Here is a 17,172-nt window from a genome sequence, read left to right as displayed (position 1 = left end):
GACGCGCCCGGGTCTCCTTCCCATGCTGCGCGGTTACGGCCGGCTCGATTGATCTCCTTGCGGAGCGCGCTTCAGGAGCGGCGCCACCGTTTCGATCTCGTCCGTCATCACGCCCCCAGCGAAGTTCTTGGGCAACTGGGCGATGTCGTCCGGCGAATCCAGTCCGGTGGAGAATGTCTCGCCATGATAGGCACCGACCACGAAGACGCTGCTTCCTCCTTGTGCCATGCGCTCGAGGAAACGGTCTGGCCAGCCCCAGAGCCACGGCGCGACATTGACCGGGACCAGCACCATCATGTTCCGGCATGCGGACGGCACCAGCCCCGTCCAGCCATATCCGATATATCGCAGCAGGCAGCTCTTCAGCATGCCGCGCGACATCACCTTCAGCCCCGGCTGCGCCGCCCTGAGCGCCGCGATCGGCGCATCGCCACCATACACCATCAGCCGCCCGCGTTGCGCAGCGTCGATCGGTGCAAGTGCCGCGGCAAGCAGCCGGCCTTCCGCCGGATCATTGCTCTTGACGTTGATCAGGAACGACTTGTCCGGAAAGGTCGCGAGCACGTCGTCCAGCGACGGCATCAGGCCGACGCCCTTTCCGCGGAATGGATAGGTGCGGCCGCCATCGGCGGTGTAGCCATAACCGATGTCGAGCTGCCGCAACGCCGTCATCGCATGCTCGCGCGTGACGCCCTTGCCATCGGTGCGACAGTCGAGCGTCCAGTCATGGAACACCGCGAACTGGCCATCGGTGGTCGGATGCACGTCGAATTCCACGATATCGGCGCCGGCCAGAAAGCTGGCGCGCATGGAGGCGATGGTGTTCTCGAGATACTCATGCGTCGGCGGCAGCATGCGCGCCGCAGTGCAGGTTTCGCTCGTCAGGCCGGTGCGATCGAACTGCTGTGACACACCTCGATGAGCCAGGAGATGCAGCCGCCCAGCCTCCTTTGTCACCTGCAGATTGGCGTTGTTGAAGAACATGAAGCCGGCGCAGATCAGCACCAGCAGCCCGGCGATTTTCAGGACTCTGCTCATGCGAAGTCAATTCCATGACGATTCGAGCCGAATTGCGTCCCTGCCCTCGTTCTCCGCAAGAGTCGTCCTGCGGAGATGGCGCACCTTTTGTCCAGCGCTCCCAGAGCCGATGCGAAAGCGAATGCGAGAACGGCCACCGCCAAACTTTGGCTTCGAAGCACTGGATCGTTGTTTCCTCATCCGGTATCTGACCTCATGTTTCTGTCCATCGCCACCACCCACCAGCCCGCCACCGATCTCGGCTACCTGCTCAACAAGCATCCCGACAGGCTGCATGAGCTCGAGCTCACCTATGGCAAGGCGCTGATCTTCTATCCCGAGGCCCGCGAGAGCCGCTGTGAGGCGGCGCTGGTGCTCGACGTCGACCCGATCGGCCTCGTCCGCGGCAAAGGCCAGAGCGACGGGCTGCTCGACCAATATGTCAACGACAGGCCCTATGCCGCGTCGTCGTTCCTGTCGGTCGCGCTGAACAAGGCGTTCCGGACCGCGATGAACGGCGTCAGCAGCGCGCGCCAGGAGCTCGCCGACAGCGCCATTTCACTCGAAGCGGTTGTGACACCCCTGCCCCTGCGCGGCGGCGAAGCCGTGCTGCGGCATTTGTTCGAGCCGCTCGGCTGGCAGGTCGATCTCACCACGATCCCGGGACCGCAAGGCGATCCGTCGAGCCGCTACGTCCGGCTCACCTTGCGCGGCACCGCGCGGCTCAGCGCGCTCCTCAATCATCTCTACGTGCTGATCCCCGTGATGGACGACGCCAAGCACTATTGGGTCGGCGACGAGGAGATCGACAAGCTGCTCAAGCGCGGCCAAGGCTGGCTCGACGCGCATCCTGCGAGGGAGCTGATCGTGCGCCGCTATCTGCGCCACCGCGCCGTACTCGCACGCGCGGCTTTGGAACGCCTTGCGCCCGAGACGCAGGACGACGCGCTGGAGCCGGAGGCGCGCAGCGAGTCCGAGGACACGCTGGAACGGCCGATCCGGCTCAACGACCTGCGGATGGAAGCGGTCGTCGACGCGCTGCGCACGAGCGGCGCCAAGGCCATCGCCGACCTCGGCTGCGGCGAAGGCAAGCTGCTGCAGCTCCTCGTGCGTGAGCGCTGGGTGACCCGGCTGATCGGGCTCGATCCTGCCGCGCATGAGCTGGAGCGCGCGTCCAGGCGACTGAAGCTGGGATGGCCAGGCGGCCCGCCCGAAGGCCGCGTCACGCTTCTCCACGGCTCGCTGACCTATCGCGACGACCGCTGGGCCGGCGTCGATGCTGCTGCATTGGTCGAGGTGATCGAGCATCTCGATCCCGACCGGCTGCCGCTGGTCGAGCGCGTCGTGTTCGGCGCAGCGCGTCCGCGCGCCGTGATCGTGACCACGCCGAACGCCGACTACAATGCGCTGTTTTCGAGCCTGCCCGCAGGCCAGTTCCGCCACCGCGACCATCGCTTCGAATGGAGCCGTGCCGAGTTCGCCGCCTGGGCCGAGCGCATCTGCGCAGCCTTCACCTATCAGGTCGCCTTCTCCGGTATCGGCCACCATGACGAGACCTTCGGCGCGCCGACCCAGATGGCCGTCTTCACCCGCTGAGCAATTCCATGAACATCGACATCCCCGACTTCTCGCTGGTCGTATTGATCGGCTCGACCGGCTCCGGCAAGTCGACCTTCGCCGCCAGGCATTTCCTGCCGACCGAGGTGATCTCCTCGGATCACTGCCGCGCGCTGGTCGCGGACGACGAGACCGATCAGAGCGTCTCCGCCGATGCCTTCGACATCGTGCGCGAGATCGCAGGCCGACGCCTCAAGCATCGCCGCCTCGCGGTGATCGACGCCACCAATGTGCGCCCCGCGGACCGCAAGGGCTGGATCGAGCTGGCGCGCAAATGGCATGCGCTGCCGGTCGCGATCGTGTTCGATCCCGGCATCGACATCTGCATCGACAGAAACCGGACACGGCCGGAGCGCACTTTCGGCGGGCCAGTCGTGCAGCGCATGGTGTCGGAGATCCGCCGCGGCCTCGGCGGCCTGCAGCGCGAGGGCTTTCGCCAGGTGTGGAAGCTCGACAGCGTCGAGCGGATCGAGGCCGCCACCCTCACGCGGCAGCCGCTGTGGACCGACAAGCGCCACGACGGCGGGCCGTTCGACATCATCGGCGACGTCCATGGCTGCGCCGATGAGTTGCAGGCGCTGCTGGCGAAGCTCGGCTATCAGGTCACATGGACCGAGGCCGGGGGCGATCGCGCGGTCACCGTGACGCCGCCGGCCGGCCGCAAGGCCGTCTTCGTCGGCGATCTCGTCGATCGCGGCCCGCGCTCGCCGGATGTGCTGCGCATCGTCATGAGCATGACGGCCGCGGGCACCGCCTATGCCGTGCAGGGCAATCACGACCGCAAATTCCAGCGCTGGCTCGCCGGCCGCAAGATCACGATCGCGCACGGCCTGCAGGCCACGATCGATCAGCTTGCGAAGGAAAACCGCAGCTTCCGCGACGCGCTGCCGTCGTTCCTCGACGGCCTGCGCAGCCATGTCTGGCTCGATGGCGGCCGGCTCGCGGTCGCGCATGCCGGGCTGAAGGAGGAGATGATCGGCCGCGGCTCCGGCGCGGTGCGCGAGTTCGCGCTCTATGGCGAGACCACCGGCGAGATCGACGAATTCGGCCTGCCCGTGCGCGCCGACTGGGCCGCGAACTATCGCGGGACGACCAGCGTGGTCCATGGCCACACGCCGGTGCTCAACGCGGAATGGGTCAACAACACGCTCTGCCTCGACACCGGCTGCGTGTTCGGCGGACGCTTGACCGCGCTGCGCTGGCCTGAGCGCGAGATCGTCGATGTCGAGGCCGAGCGCGTCTGGTGCGAGCCGGTGCGTCCGCTCGCCGCCCGTGCCGGCAGCGCTTCGGCCCAGGCCGAGGCCGACCAGTTGCTCGATATCGCCGACGTCAGCGGCCGGCGCTGGATCGACACGACGTTGCTGAACCGCGTCGTCGTCGCCGAGGAGAACGCCGCCGCCGCGCTGGAGGTGATGAGCCGGTTCGCGCTGGCGCCGCAATGGCTGGCCTATCTGCCGCCGACCATGTCGCCGTCCGAGACCAGCGCGCGCGAGGGCTGGCTGGAGCGGCCCGAGGAAGCGTTCGCGCATTTCCGCGACCGTGGCGTCGGCGAGGTCGTGTGCGAGGAGAAGCACATGGGCTCGCGCGCGGTGATCGCGCTGTGCAGGAGCGCCGAGGTGGCCAGAGCGCGCTTTGGTGTTGGCGGCGACGAGCGCGGCGCGATCTGGACCCGCACCGGACGCGCCTTCTTCAACGACGCCGCGATGGCCGAGGCGCTGCTGGCGCGGCTGCGGCTGGCCTTCGACGAATCCGGCTTGTGGCAGGAGCTGCAGTCCGACTGGGCTCTGCTCGATGCCGAGATCATGCCGTGGTCAGCCAAGGCCGGCAGCCTGATCGAGAGCCAGTATGCCCCGGTCGCGGCGTCCTCGGTCGCCGGCCTCTCGGCGGCGGCGGATGCGCTGGATCGCGCCGCCGCGCGTGGCCTCGATGTCGCAGCGCTCGGCGATCACGTCCGCGACCGGGTGCAACGTGCCATACGCTATGGCCGGGCCTGGGCGCCCTACATCTGGCCGGTCTCGGGCGTCGATGATCTCAAGGTCGCGCCGTTTCACCTGCTGGCCAGCGAAGGCCGGGTCTGGTTCGACCAGGACCATGTCTGGCACATGGGCCTCGCCGACCGGCTGGCGGCCGTGTCGACATCCGTCGTCACCCGCACGCAATGGCGGACAGTGGCGCTGGCGGACGACCAGGCCGTCGCCGACGCCATCGCCTGGTGGGAGCAACTCACCGAAGGCGGCGGCGAAGGCATGGTGGTGAAACCGCGCAGCTTCGTCGCACGCGGCCCGAAGGGCCTGATCCAGCCGGCGCTGAAGGTGCGCGGATCAGAATATCTGCGCATCATCTACGGCCCGGAATATGATGCGCCGGAGCACATCGTCCGGCTGCGCCAGCGCAGGCTCGACGGCAAGCGCAAGCTGGCCTTGCGCGAGTTCGCCCTCGGCCACGAGGCGCTCACGCGCTTCGTCGCCCGCGAGCCGCTGCGGCGCGTGCATGAATGCGTGTTCGCGGTGCTGGCGCTGGAGAGCGAGCCGATCGACCCGCGGCTTTGAGCGCCATCACTGCATCACACGCCGCGCGGTGGTCACCGGAGAGCGGTGCGGTCCTTCATCAAGGCGAAGCTCAGCGCTGCCCGTCGGGCGACTCACAGGCCCGGACTTGCGGCGACCAGCCGCAGCCGCGACGTCGGAGCAGCCTCGTGCGGACTCACGCAAAGACCTTTTCCGCCAACGCTCTCAATGCGTTCGCCGGCGCCAGTCATGAGCCGGCAAGATTCCTCTTTCGCTTTTTCGGAATTCATGAAACAGTGGGCCTGTCCCACCTCACCAAGAGGGGCGCTTCGCGATCGTCACGAACGTGGAGGCGGGATGCGATGGGCGCAGCTCTGCCGCAGCATGGTGTTGCCGTGCGGACGAACGGCAGGACGCGCCGGCGAAATCGTGTGGTCCTGGCCTCCCGATGCTGAGGTCAAGCCGGCTGAGATGATGATCAGCAGGCGACGGGGGCAACAAAGCCCGGTCCCCGAGGAGAGCACGTATAAGCCGGAAAACCGTTGCGCAGGGAAGGCCGGGATCGTCCGGCTGAGCCTGTGGTTCCTGCCCCGTGCACTTCTTCACGCACGGGGGCCGCGGGTATCAGCGGATACCCGGCCTTCCCTGCGCCCTCTGTTCAAAGAGGGACACCGTACGATCATCACCCGGGCGCGCAACGCGCCGCGGGATCGCGATGACATGCTGTTTGACATTCATATCAGAACGCCACGCGCATGACCCCTGCGCGAGAGCGTCACTTGCCGTCGTCGAGATGGACCAGCACCGCCGCGTTGGCGATGATGATGGCGTCGCTGCCGGCCTCGGCCGGAATCTCCAGCCCACCTTTGACGGCGGTCACGGTCACCGTGCCATAGGGCAGCTCCTTGGCGACCGCGGCGGCGTCGACAGCCTCCGGATTGGGAACGCCGATGGTGACGTCGACGAGCATGTCCTGCGGCGTCTTGCCGACCATGCGAAAGAAGCCGAGGCTGGAATGGCGGATCGCGTCCGACACCGCGCGCCTGGCGGCCTTGGTGGCGTCGCGGCCATGGACGTCGACGCCCATGCCCATCTCGGTGATGCAGCGGATCCGCGTCATGTCAGGTTCCTCTCGGGTTGCGTTGTCGCTTGGCGCGCGACCTTAGCCGACGCCGCCGCCGACGCAACCCGCACGAAATCGACGGCGACGCGCGGCAAAATGGTCATCGGATGCGGACACATATCGTGCATGATGCCGCTCTGCGCGGTGCCGAGAAAGGTCCTCGATATGACGTCCTCTTCCGCTCTCCCCATCCCGACGAACCCCGTGATCGACCGGGCCGCCGAGACTGATCGCGGCAGCCGCTGAGGAGAGCACCAATGGGTTTTTCACACACGCTGGGCGGCACGCGCTATCGGTTCGACGACCTCAGAACCTTGCTTGCGAAGGCAACGCCGTTGCGCTCGGGCGACGTCCTGGCAGGCCTCGCCGCGCAGGATGCCGCCGAACGCGTCGCGGCACGGATGGCGCTCGCCGAGCTGCCGCTGCGCCATTTCCTCAACGAAGCCGTCATTCCCTACGAGAGCGACGAGGTCACGCGGCTGATCGTCGACCAGCATGATGGCAAGGCGTTCGCTCCCGTCGCGAGCCTGACGGTCGGCGCTTTCCGCGAATGGCTGCTGTCGGATGCGGCCGACGCAGATGCGCTCAGCGGCGTATCGCCGGGGCTGACGCCGGAGATGGTTGCTGCGGTCTGCAAGATCATGCGGCTGCAGGACCTGGTGACGGTCGCGGCGAAATGCGAGGTCGTGACGCGCTTCCGCTGCACCATCGGCCTGCCGGGCCGGATGTCGACGCGGCTGCAGCCCAACCACCCGCTCGACGATCTCAAGGGCGTCGCGGCCTCGATCCTCGACGGGCTGATGTACGGGGTCGGCGATGCAACGATCGGCATCAACCCGGCAAGCGACGACGTCGACACGATGGTACGGCTGCTCGACTTGATCGAGACCTTGCGGCTTGCCTCGCATGCACCGATCCAGTCCTGCGTGCTGGCCCATGTCACGACGGCGCTGAAGGCGATCGAACGCCGCGCGCCGGTCGATCTCGTGTTCCAGTCGCTGGCCGGCAGCGAGGAGGCCAATCGCGGCTTCGGCATCACGCTGTCACTGCTCGACGAGGCGCTCGCCGCGGCCGAAGGCCTGCAGCGCTGTCCCGTCGGCGGCAACGTGATGTATTTCGAGACCGGACAGGGCAGCGAGCTCTCCTCCGGCGGCCATTGCGGCGTCGATCAGCAGACATTGGAGGCGCGCTGCTACGCGGTGGCGCGGCGCTACCGACCGCTGCTGGTCAACACCGTGGTCGGCTTCATCGGCCCGGAATATCTCTATGACGGCAAGCAGATCATGCGCGCGGGCCTGGAGGATCATTTCTGCGGCAAGCTGCTGGGGCTGCCGATGGGCTGCGACGTCTGCTACACCAACCACGCAGAAGCCGACCAGGACGACATGGATGCGCTGCTGACCCTGCTGGGCGTCGCCGGCTGCACCTACATCATGGGTGTGCCGGGCGCTGACGACATCATGCTGAACTATCAAAGCACCTCGTTCCATGACGCGCTCTATGTGCGCAAGGTGCTTGGCAAGCGCGCGGCGCCGGAGTTCGAGGCCTGGCTCGCGGCCACCGGCCTCAGCGATGCCAAAGGCGAGCTGCGCTTCGAGCCGGCGCGGCTGATGCCGGCGCTGCCGCTGCTGGAGGCCAAGTGATGAGCGGCTCCGACGAGAGCAACTCGCCGGCAACGTCGTCATCGGACGATTGGCGCTGGCTGTCACGCTACACCGAGGCACGGATCGCGTTGGGACGCTGCGGTCCTGGCCTGCCGACGTCGGCACATCTCGGCTTCCAGGCAGCCCATGCCGAAGCGCGCGATGCCGTGCTGAAGCCATTCGATGCCGAGCGCTTTGCGGCCGAGGTCACCGCGCATGGCTGGCCGGCGCTTGCCGTGCACAGCCGCGCCGCCGATCGCGCGACCTATCTGCAGCGCCCCGACGCAGGCCGCCTGCTCTCGCCCACGTCGGAAGCGCTGCTGTCGGAGCCGCGCGCGCCGGCCGACATCGTGCTGGTGGTCGCCGATGGCCTGAGCAGCCGCGCGGTGCAGGTCAACGCCCTCCCCGTGCTCGATGCGCTGATGCCGCGCCTGGCCGCAACCGGCCGACGGCTGTCGCCGGTGATCGTTGCTTCGCAGGGCCGCGTCGCGCTCGCCGATCATGTTGGCGAGCTGTTCGACGCGTCAGCCTCGATCATCCTGATCGGCGAGCGCCCGGGTCTGAGCGCCGCCGACTCGCTCGGCCTCTATCTGACCTGGATGCCACGCCGCGGCCGCGTCGATTCCGAGCGCAACTGCATCTCCAATGTCCGCCAAAGCGGGCTCGCGCCGGCGGATGCCGCGAGACAAGCCGCCGAGCTGCTCGAGCGCATGTTCCGTCACCAGGCTGCCGGCGTCCGCCTCGCCCGGCTGCCGCAGCTGCCGGCGCCGGATGGAGATGGCGCGTCATGATGCCGGCGCAGTCCGAAGCATCACACCGCGCAATAGCGGTCCTGGATATCCTTGTCGGCCAGCAGCGCCGCGGCGCTGCTCTCATGCACGACCTCGCCCTGGTCGATGATGACGGCGCGATCGGCGAGCCGCAGCGCCCATTCGACGTTTTGCTCGACCAGGAGCAGCGTCTTGCCCTGATCGCGCAGCCGCCGGAACAGCACGCCCATCTCTTCGACCAGCACCGGCATGATGCCTTCCGACGGCTCGTCGAGCAGAACCATGCGCGGCCGCGCGATCAAGGCCCGCGCGATCGCCAGCATCTGCTGCTCGCCGCCCGACAGCGTGACGCCCTCCTGATCCAGCCGCTCGTTCAATCGTGGAAAGGTCTCCGCAACCTCGGCGAACGCCGCGCGCTCCTCGATGTCGGCGCTGGCGGCGACCAGCCCAAGCCGCAGGTTCTCGCGCACCGACAGGCCCGGCACGATGCGGCGCTCCTCCGGAACATAAGCGAGCCCGAGATGAAAGCGCTTGTGGGCCGCAAGCGGCAGCAGATCATGGCCGGCAAAGCGCACGCGCCCCGCGGCCCGGGGCATCAGCCCCATGACGGTGCGCAACGTCGTGGTCTTGCCGGCGCCGTTGCGGCCGACCAGCGCGACCACCTCGCCCTCGTTCACGCGCAGCGAGATGCCGTGCAGGACGTGGCTGGCGCCATACCAGGCCTGAACGCCGTCGAGCTCGAGCAACGCGGTCTCAGCCATAGCCTTCACTCTGTCCCAGATAGACCCGGCGCACGTCGGGGTTGGATCGGATGTCCTCAGGCTTGCCATCGGCAAGCAGCCGGCCGTGATGCAGCACCAGCACCCGCTGGCTCAGGCCCAGCACCATCTTCATCTTGTGCTCGACCAGCAGCACCGTGCGCTTCTCCGCCAGCCGCTCCAGCAGCGCGACCATCTCCTTGGTCTCTTCCGGCCCCATGCCCGCGGTCGGCTCGTCCAGCAGCAGCAGCTCCGGCTCGGACACCAGCGCGATCGCGATTTCCAGCGCGCGCTGCTGGCCGTGGGCCAGATACTTCGCAAGCTCGCCGCGCCTGCCGATCAGGCCGACGGCGGAGAGCGCCGCATCGGCGCGTTCGCCGAGCTCGGCAAGATCCGCGCGCTTGCGCCAGATATCGTAGCTCACCCGCATCGCCTGGGCGGCGACCCGGACATTCTCGTGGACCGACAGGTCGGGAAAGATGTTGGTGATCTGGTACGATCGCGAGATGCCCTGATGTACGAAGCGATGCTGTGGCAGGCCGTTCAGCTCGCGGCCCTTGAAGCGCAAGGTGCCGCTGCTCGGCGACAGCGTGCCCGAGAGGATGTTGAAGAAGGTGCTCTTGCCGGCCCCGTTCGGGCCGATGATCGAGGTCAGCTCGCCGGCCGCGAACGCGACGGAGATGCCTTCGAGCGCGACGAAGCCGCCGAAGCGACGGCCGATCCCGTCCGCGCGCAACAGCTCGGTGCTCATCGCCGCTCCCTCGCGATCGGCAGCGCGTCCAGGAACGTGCCCCAGATGCCCTTGGGCAGGAACAGCACGAACACGACAAAGATGGCGCCGACCACGATCTGCCAGTGCGGCGTCCACAATGACACGACGTCCTCCAGGATCAGGAAGACCGCGGCCCCGACGAACGGCCCGAAGAAGCTGCGTGCGCCACCAAGCAGCACCATCATCACGATCATGCCGGAGGTCTGGTAGTGCAGGATGTCGAGCGGAACGATGGACAAATGCAGGGCCGACATGCAGCCGCCGACGGCGGAGATGGCGCCCGACAGCATGAACACGATCAGCTTGCAGCGCTCGACGTCGTAGCCGCACGCCCGCGCGCGCTGCTCATTCTCCCTGATCGCCTCGATGACCGCGCCGAATGGCGAGTTGAGGATGCGCGACTGAACCCAGATCGCGATCGCCGCGAGCACCATCAGCACGTAATATTTGTTCACGGGATCGAGGAAGTTGATCTGTGCACCGAACAGACCGATGTGGTCGACCGTGAAGCCGCGCAGTCCGTTCTCGCCGCCCGTGAAGGAGGAGGCCTGCAACGCCACGTAGTAGACAAGTTGCGCCAGCGCGAGCGTGACCATGGAGAAATAGATGCCGCGGGTTCGCGTCGAGATGGTTCCGATCAATGCGGCAAGCGCCGTGCTCGCCGCGATCGCCACCGGCACCGCGGCAAACCACGGCAGGCCCCAGCGACCGATGGCGATGCCGGTCAGATACGCGCCGGTGCCGAAGAATGCGGCGTGACCGAACGACAGCAGACCGGTGTAGCCGAACAGGAGATTGTAGCCCATCACCACGACACCGTAGATCAGGACGTTCACGGCGAGCGCCTTCGACGGCAGCAGCCAGGGCAGCAGCGCCAGCGCGACCAGCGAGACCAGCACGCGATGATCCGCGAGGAAAGCGAAGAGGCGCTGCGCCTGATGGAGCGGCGGTGCTTCGTCGGTCGACTGCACCGTCATCACGCTCTCCCCCTGAGGCCGAACAGGCCCTGCGGCCGGATCAGCAGGACCGCGGCCATGAGCGCGAACATCACGATCGTCGCCATCTCGGGCGCGAACAGCGCGACCATGCTGATGCAGATCCCCACCATCAGTCCCGCGACCACGGCACCGACGATCGAGCCGAGGCCGCCGATCACGGTGACGACGAAGGCTTCCGCCAGCACCAGCGTTCCCATCTCGGGATTGACGCTGCGCATGGGTCCCGCCAGCACCCCGCCGAGCGCGGCAAGGCCGACGCCGAGGCCGAAGATCGCGAGCCACACCTTGCTGATGTCGACCCCGAGCACCCGCATGATCAGGGGATCACGGGCGCCGGCACGGACGATCAGGCCGACCCGGGTCTTCTCCAGGATCAGCCAGAGCGCCAACAGCACGACGGCGACCAGCGCGATCACGAACAGACGATATTTGGGAAAGAAGCCGACGCCGAGATCGACGACGCCGATCAATTGGGACGGCGTTGGAAACGGAATGCCGTCGCTGCCGAACACGATGCGCACGCCCTCGACCAGGATGTAGCTGAGGCCGAAGGTGAGCAGCAATGGATCATCGATCGAGCGGCCATACAGACGTCGGACCAGGACGAATTCGATCACCATGCCGAACGCGCCGACCAGAATTGGCGCGAGCAACAAGCCCCACCAGAAGCTGCCGGTCAGCGACGCCAGATACAGACCGGCATAGGCCCCGATCATGAACAGCGCCCCATGGGCGAAATTGACCACGCCGAGCATGCCGAACACGATGGTGAGGCCGAGCGCAGTGATCACCAGCACCGCCCCAAGGGCGATGCCGGAAAACAGCTGCATGATGATCAGCGAGAGGTCCATGCGATCAGGATCAGGTCGGGTGGCCGAGTTCGCTGCAGCTTCGCAGCATCTCGTCCGCCCCTGGATCGCTGGCCACGATCGCGAACAGGTCGTTCTCGTTCGCCATCGCCGACTTCTTCTTGGATTCCAGCACCAGCACCGACTGCACCGACTGGTGGTCGCATTTGCGGTAATGCTGCGGGCCCTTGGTCAGATCGTATTGCAGTCCCTCCAGCGCCGCGACGACCTTATCGGTCTCGGTGCCGCCGGCGGCCTGCATCGCCTGCAACAACGAGCCGACGCCGGAGTAGCCGTAGGCGCCGTAGTCGGTCGGGATGGCACCGCCATTGGCGGCCCGGAACGCCCTGTTGAACTCGGCCGCGGTCTTGTTCTGTGTCTCGAGACCCCAATAATAGTTGGCGCCGCCGACGACGCCCTCGAACACGTCGGGACCGACGGCGAGGCGCTGATTGTGCAGGATCACCGGCACCACGATCTTCATCTGCTGCTTGATGCCGAAATCGACCGCCTGCTTGATCGCGTTGGCCTGGTCGCGACCGAAATTGCTGATGCACAGCACGTCCGGCCGCAGCGACATCAGCCGCGGCATGAAGGTCGAATAGTCGGCCGCACCGAACGGATGCAGGATCTCGCCGACGCTCTCGGCACCAATCGCGGTCTGCGCCCGCTTGAAGCCGCGCAGCATCTCATGGCCATAGGCATAGTCGGCCACGAGATGGGCGACCTTCATGCCCTTCTTGATGGTCTGGCGGGCCACGGCCGCTGTGGTCATGTGCGGGTTCAGCGCCTCGTGGAAGGTGTATTTGCTGAAATCCTTGGCTTCGTTGATGGTGTCGGACTGGCTGATCGAGACGTAGATCACGCCGCGCGCCCGCGTCACCTCGTTGACGGCGAGCTGGACAGCGCTGGAGAGCGCCCCGACGATGGCGTGGACCTTGTCCTTCTCGATCAGCTCGAGCGTCCGCGTCGCCGCTTCGCCGGCATTGAGCTTGTCGTCACGCACCAGGAGCTCGACCTTGCGGCCGGCGATCCCGCCCTTGTCGTTGACCAGCTTGACCGCAAGCTCGGCGCATTTGACCTGGTCGCGGGCCTCGGCCGCGAACGGGCCGGTCAGCGGCGTCGGAAAGCCGATGCGGATGGTGTCATCGGCGGCGCGTCCCAGGCGCGGCATCGCGAGCGTGGCGACACCTGCCGACATCCCCATCAGCGCCGTACGGCGGGATATTCCTGTGCGTCGCAGCCTCGTCTCGTAGTTTGGCATGATCTCCTCCCTCATTCGTATTTCTTAGAACCGGTTGAGCGCCTTGAGCACGCGCGCAGGCGTGATGGGAATGGTGTTGATGGAGGCGCCGAAGGGCATCAGCGCATCATTGACCGCATTCAGCACACAGGCCGACGCGGCCGCGGTGCCGGCCTCGCCGCAGCCCTTTGCGCCGAGAATGGTGTCCGCCGTCGGCGTCTCGACGTGATCGATGGTAATGTCTGGCATCTCCAACGCCATCGGCACCAGATAGTCGGCCATCGACCCGTTGAGCAACTGGCCGGTCTCACCGTAACGGCACTCCTCGAACAGCGCAGCGCCAAGACCCTGCACGACACCACCGCGCAACTGCTCGTCGACCAGCATCGGGTTGATGATCCGGCCGCAATCCTCGACGACATAGTGCTTCAGCAGCCTGATGAAGCCGGTTTCGACATCGACTTCAAGGTAGCTGCCCTGAATGCCGTTGGTGAAAGCAAAGGGATAGCCCTGCGGCGCGAAATGATGGCTGACCGTCAGTTGCGCCTGAGTGCCCGGTGGCAAGGTGTCGGACCGGAAATAGGCGATGCGCGCGATCTCGGCGACCGGCAGACGCGTCTGCCCCGTCGCGACACTGACGATCTGGCCGTCGACGACGTCGAGCGCGGCGGGCTGCTCCTGCAGCACCAGCGCGGCAATCTCCAGAATGTTCGCCTTGAGCTTTCGCGCGGCCTGCAGTGCCGTCTCGCCACCGATGCCCGCGCCGCGGCAGGCCCAGGTCGCACCACCATGCGGCGTGACCTCGGTATCGCCGGTGATGATCTTGACGTGCTCCTGGGCGAGGCCGAGCTGGTCGGCGACGATCTGGCTGATGATCGCCTCGGTGCCCTGTCCCTGCTCGGTCACGGAGATCGCGCAGCGCACCTCGCCCGACGGCGTCAGGCTGACGGTCGCGCCATCCTGCGAGGAGATGCGCGCGCCGCCGACGCCGTAGAACGCAGGGCTCGGGTTGGTGATCTCGACGAAGGTCGCAATGCCGATGCCGCGATAGATGCCGCGCCGATGCAGCTCGGTCTGCTCGGCGCGCAGCGCGTCGTAGTCCATGATCTCGCGCAGCCGCCGCAGGCAGACCTCGTGCGACAGCGCCTCGAACCTGTAGCCGCTCGGCGAGGCCGTCGGATAGGCATTGTCGGCGATCACATTCCTGGCGCGCATGGAAAACGGGTCGATCCCGACGCGGCTTGCGGCGAGATCCACCATGCGCTCGGTAACCGCGCAGGCGATGGGATGTCCGACCGCGCGGTACTGGCTGGTCTGCACCTTGTTCTGGAACACGACCTCGAGCGCGGCACGATAGGACTTGAAGTCATACGGCGCACCGATCAGGCGGATGACCTGATTGCCTTCGACGACGCTGGTGCGCGGATAGGTCGAGAACGCGCCGATCGCCGTGGCATCGTGGACGTCCATGGCAAGGATCTTGCCCTCGGCGTCGACGGCCATGCGCGCGCGGACATGGTGATCGCGGGCATGAATATCCGACACGAAGGACTCGATGCGGTCGGCGACGTATTTGACCGGGCGCCCAAGCAGGATCGACAGCCCGACAACCGCCATGTCCTCGTGGTAGACATGCAGCTTCATGCCGAACGAGCCGCCGATATCGGGCGCGATCACGCGCACGCCGGCTTCCGGGATGCCGTAGTGGCGAGCGTACAGATCCTGGAACTGGTAGGGCGTCTGCGTGGCGTGGTGCACCGTCAGCGCGCCGCTCTCGGGATCATAATCCGCGACGATGGCCCGCGGCTCCAGCGTGACCGGGGTATGACGGCCGAAGCTGAATTCTTCCTCGATCACATGCGCGGCCGACGCGAAGGCCTCATCGACGCCGCCGCTGTCGAGCTGCGTGCGGAAACAGATGTTGGACGCCGCAACCGGATTGACCAGCGGCATCCCCGGCCGGCGCGCGGCGTCGAGATCGACCACCGCCGGCAGCTCCTCGTAGTCGACCGAGATCAGCTCCAGCGCATCCTCGGCGATCGCCCTGCTCTCGGCGACCACGGCAATCACGGCCTGCCCGGCCCAGACGACGCGATCCGCCGGCAACGGCAGCTGCGGCTCGGACGTCATGCCCTTGAAATGATCGAGCGTCCCGGTCCAAGGCGTGCAGATCTTCGCAAGATCAGCGCCGGTCGCGACCAGATGCACGCCCGAAAGCGCCCGCGCTGCATCGACCTCGATGCGGATGATCCGTGCATGAGCATACGGGCTGCGCAGGAAGGCTGCGTACAGCATGCGAGGCAGGCGAATGTCGGTCACGTAGCGCCCGCGTCCGGCGAGCAGCCGCTTCGCATTCGGTCGCGGCACGGAGCGGCCGATATAGGAATTCGGACGGTCCAGCGAGGTCAGCGGCGCGCTCATCGCGACGAGCCCTCCGCGTCCTGCGATGCCGTTGCCGACCGCGCCGCAGCCACCGCGGCGATGGCGTCAACGATCGCTTCATATCCGGTGCAGCGGCAGAAATTGCCCGAGAGCGCGTCGCGGATGGTCTCGCGACTCGGCCGTGCAGCACGGGTCAGCAGCTCATGAGCGGTGATCAGCATGCCCGGCGTGCAGAACCCGCATTGCAGCGCATTGCGCCGATGAAACTCAGCCTGCAGGTCGGCGATCACGCCGCTCTCCGAGAGCCCCTCGATCGTATCGATCCGCGCGCCATCGGCCTGCACGGCAAACATCAGGCAGCCATGCACAGCAGCGCCGTCGAGCTGAACCAGACAGGCGCCGCAGGCGCCCATTTCGCAACCGGCATGCGTGCCGGTCAATTCGAGCTGCTGGCGAAGGCAATCCACCAGCGTGTCGCGAGGCGCGACGTCACAAGCCACCTTGCGGCCGTTGACGATGAGGCGAATGCGGACCTGCTCGTCGGCCTCGATGTCGACCGGCGCGCTCATGCGGCATCTCCGATCCGTCCCAGCAGCCGGCCGAGCAGAACGCGTGCGAGATGCAGGCGCATCGCCGCCGGAACATCGTCGCTGTCAGCAGGCGCGAGATCGTCATCAAGCGCAGCCTGGGCAGCCGCAATCCGTCCGGCATCGATCCGGCCGCCCGTCAGCGCTTCCTCCGCATGTCTCGCACGGGTCGGGACATTGCCGACCGAGAAGAACGCAATGCGGATGCGCTCGATCAGATCGCTCTGACAGGTCGCGAGCAGGCCGCAACCGACCAATGCATAGTCGCCGCGCCGGCGGGCCAGCTCATCGAACGCAATGCGCTGGCCGGCTTTGAAGAGAGGAACATGAACTGCGACGAGGAGCTCGCCTGACGCGATCGCCGTCTCAAAAAGGTCGGTGAAGAAGTCATCGGCTTTGACGCGGCGCCGGCCGGACGAGCCGGCAATCTCGATCTCGGCGTCGAGCGCGAGCACCATCGCCGGAAATTCGGAGGCCGGGTCCGCCAGCGCGACACTGCCGCCCAAGGTCCCGCGATTGCGGATGGCAGGGTGCGCAACGAACGGCGCTGCGGCGCGCAACAGCGGCGCAAACTCGGCGATCAGCGGATCGGTCAGCATCTCGCAGTGCCGGGTCAAGGCGCCGATCCGCAACCACTCGCCGTCCCGCGTGACGCCGCGCAGCTCTGCAATGTGATTGATATCGATCAGAATACGCGGCGCCTGAAGACGCAACGCCAGCGCCGGAACCAGACTCTGGCCACCGGCAATGAAGCGTGCATCGTCGCCGGCGCCCGCATGAGCTTCGAGCGCCTCGCCGATCGTGTGTGCACGAAAATAGCTGAAAGCCCTCGCTTTCATCCGTTCCTCGCCGCCAGGGCTCGCCAGCCCGGAGTCCCAGATTTGTGACCATCTGGTCTTAAAAGAGT

At 66.7% G+C, this 17,172-nt stretch carries 14 protein-coding genes; 4 read left to right on the top strand and 10 right to left on the bottom strand.

The window, feature by feature from the left end; all coding sequences use genetic code 11:
* Positions 1-33: 33 nt before the first annotated feature.
* Positions 34-1,038 carry a glycerophosphodiester phosphodiesterase family protein gene (locus tag QX121_RS23860; RefSeq protein ID WP_315813193.1) on the bottom strand — a complete coding sequence of 335 codons (1,005 nt, stop codon included), beginning with the start codon at positions 1,036-1,038 and terminating at the stop codon, positions 34-36.
* A 195-nt stretch (positions 1,039-1,233) separates the two neighbouring features.
* Between QX121_RS23860 and QX121_RS23855 the strand changes: the two genes are divergently transcribed.
* Both QX121_RS23855 and QX121_RS23850 read left to right on the top strand, forming a co-directional pair.
* Entirely contained in the window at positions 1,234-2,613 is a 1,380-nt protein-coding gene (locus QX121_RS23855) for a 3' terminal RNA ribose 2'-O-methyltransferase Hen1 (protein ID WP_315813192.1), read from the top strand.
* Positions 2,614-2,621: 8 nt separating this feature from the next.
* On the top strand, positions 2,622-5,183 hold the full coding sequence (locus tag QX121_RS23850; protein ID WP_315813191.1) for a polynucleotide kinase-phosphatase: 2,562 nt from the start codon (positions 2,622-2,624) through the stop codon (positions 5,181-5,183).
* A gap of 733 nt (positions 5,184-5,916) precedes the next feature.
* Here the strand turns inward: QX121_RS23850 and QX121_RS23845 are convergent.
* Positions 5,917-6,261, bottom strand: coding sequence for a Lin0512 family protein (locus QX121_RS23845; RefSeq protein ID WP_315813190.1), 345 nt, complete (start codon positions 6,259-6,261; stop codon positions 5,917-5,919).
* A 260-nt stretch (positions 6,262-6,521) separates the two neighbouring features.
* On the opposite strand from QX121_RS23845, the gene QX121_RS23840 reads away from it, so the two are divergent.
* Both QX121_RS23840 and eutC read left to right on the top strand, forming a co-directional pair.
* On the top strand, positions 6,522-7,907 hold the full coding sequence (locus QX121_RS23840; RefSeq protein WP_315770998.1) for an ethanolamine ammonia-lyase subunit EutB: 1,386 nt from the start codon (positions 6,522-6,524) through the stop codon (positions 7,905-7,907).
* Positions 7,907-8,698, top strand: a complete 792-nt coding sequence (gene eutC / locus QX121_RS23835) for an ethanolamine ammonia-lyase subunit EutC (protein ID WP_315813189.1) — start codon at positions 7,907-7,909, stop codon at positions 8,696-8,698. Before QX121_RS23840 ends, eutC begins: the two co-directional genes overlap by 1 nt.
* Before the next feature lie 20 nt (positions 8,699-8,718).
* Here the strand turns inward: eutC and QX121_RS23830 are convergent, their stop codons facing one another.
* From QX121_RS23830 to QX121_RS23795, 8 genes are read right to left on the bottom strand one after another with little or no spacing between them, the layout of a single operon-like run.
* Positions 8,719-9,438 (bottom strand): ABC transporter ATP-binding protein, encoded by a 720-nt coding sequence (locus tag QX121_RS23830; RefSeq protein WP_315757823.1) that lies wholly within the window; start codon positions 9,436-9,438, stop codon positions 8,719-8,721.
* The gene (locus tag QX121_RS23825; protein WP_315739316.1) at positions 9,431-10,186 is read right to left on the bottom strand and encodes an ABC transporter ATP-binding protein; all 756 of its coding nucleotides are present in this window, start codon (positions 10,184-10,186) and stop codon (positions 9,431-9,433) included. The genes QX121_RS23830 and QX121_RS23825 overlap by 8 nt, the downstream gene beginning before the upstream one ends.
* Positions 10,183-11,184 (bottom strand): branched-chain amino acid ABC transporter permease, encoded by a 1,002-nt coding sequence (locus tag QX121_RS23820; protein WP_315780376.1) that lies wholly within the window; start codon positions 11,182-11,184, stop codon positions 10,183-10,185. Before QX121_RS23820 ends, QX121_RS23825 begins: the two co-directional genes overlap by 4 nt.
* Positions 11,184-12,056 (bottom strand): branched-chain amino acid ABC transporter permease, encoded by an 873-nt coding sequence (locus QX121_RS23815; RefSeq protein ID WP_315813188.1) that lies wholly within the window; start codon positions 12,054-12,056, stop codon positions 11,184-11,186. The genes QX121_RS23820 and QX121_RS23815 overlap by 1 nt, the downstream gene beginning before the upstream one ends.
* Positions 12,057-12,066: 10 nt before the next feature.
* On the bottom strand, positions 12,067-13,317 hold the full coding sequence (locus QX121_RS23810; RefSeq protein ID WP_315813187.1) for an ABC transporter substrate-binding protein: 1,251 nt from the start codon (positions 13,315-13,317) through the stop codon (positions 12,067-12,069).
* Between the two features lie 24 nt (positions 13,318-13,341).
* Positions 13,342-15,717, bottom strand: a complete 2,376-nt coding sequence (locus tag QX121_RS23805; RefSeq protein WP_315813186.1) for a xanthine dehydrogenase family protein molybdopterin-binding subunit — start codon at positions 15,715-15,717, stop codon at positions 13,342-13,344.
* On the bottom strand, positions 15,714-16,247 hold the full coding sequence (locus QX121_RS23800; protein WP_315739309.1) for a (2Fe-2S)-binding protein: 534 nt from the start codon (positions 16,245-16,247) through the stop codon (positions 15,714-15,716). The genes QX121_RS23805 and QX121_RS23800 overlap by 4 nt, the downstream gene beginning before the upstream one ends.
* Complete coding sequence (locus QX121_RS23795) at positions 16,244-17,104, bottom strand: xanthine dehydrogenase family protein subunit M (RefSeq protein WP_315813241.1); 861 nt, start codon at positions 17,102-17,104, stop codon at positions 16,244-16,246. The genes QX121_RS23800 and QX121_RS23795 overlap by 4 nt, the downstream gene beginning before the upstream one ends.
* Positions 17,105-17,172 lie beyond the last annotated feature (68 nt).

This window comes from Bradyrhizobium sp. SZCCHNR2028, assembly GCF_032380995.1.
GTDB lineage: Bacteria > Pseudomonadota > Alphaproteobacteria > Rhizobiales > Xanthobacteraceae > Bradyrhizobium.
Note: the sequence above shows the minus strand (reverse complement) of the source record. Positions and strands in the feature narration are given on the sequence as shown.

Coding starts and splice junctions, on each gene's coding strand:
- QX121_RS23845 (WP_315813190.1), bottom strand. CDS start 6,261: ATGACGCGGATCCGCTGCATCACCGAGATGGGCATGGGCGTCGACGTC.
- QX121_RS23850 (WP_315813191.1), top strand. CDS start 2,622: ATGAACATCGACATCCCCGACTTCTCGCTGGTCGTATTGATCGGCTCG.
- QX121_RS23815 (WP_315813188.1), bottom strand. CDS start 12,056: ATGGACCTCTCGCTGATCATCATGCAGCTGTTTTCCGGCATCGCCCTT.
- QX121_RS23830 (WP_315757823.1), bottom strand. CDS start 9,438: ATGGCTGAGACCGCGTTGCTCGAGCTCGACGGCGTTCAGGCCTGGTAT.
- eutC (WP_315813189.1), top strand. CDS start 7,907: ATGAGCGGCTCCGACGAGAGCAACTCGCCGGCAACGTCGTCATCGGAC.
- QX121_RS23805 (WP_315813186.1), bottom strand. CDS start 15,717: ATGAGCGCGCCGCTGACCTCGCTGGACCGTCCGAATTCCTATATCGGC.
- QX121_RS23840 (WP_315770998.1), top strand. CDS start 6,522: ATGGGTTTTTCACACACGCTGGGCGGCACGCGCTATCGGTTCGACGAC.
- QX121_RS23800 (WP_315739309.1), bottom strand. CDS start 16,247: ATGAGCGCGCCGGTCGACATCGAGGCCGACGAGCAGGTCCGCATTCGC.
- QX121_RS23810 (WP_315813187.1), bottom strand. CDS start 13,317: ATGCCAAACTACGAGACGAGGCTGCGACGCACAGGAATATCCCGCCGT.
- QX121_RS23820 (WP_315780376.1), bottom strand. CDS start 11,184: ATGACGGTGCAGTCGACCGACGAAGCACCGCCGCTCCATCAGGCGCAG.
- QX121_RS23795 (WP_315813241.1), bottom strand. CDS start 17,104: ATGAAAGCGAGGGCTTTCAGCTATTTTCGTGCACACACGATCGGCGAG.
- QX121_RS23825 (WP_315739316.1), bottom strand. CDS start 10,186: ATGAGCACCGAGCTGTTGCGCGCGGACGGGATCGGCCGTCGCTTCGGC.
- QX121_RS23855 (WP_315813192.1), top strand. CDS start 1,234: ATGTTTCTGTCCATCGCCACCACCCACCAGCCCGCCACCGATCTCGGC.
- QX121_RS23860 (WP_315813193.1), bottom strand. CDS start 1,038: ATGAGCAGAGTCCTGAAAATCGCCGGGCTGCTGGTGCTGATCTGCGCC.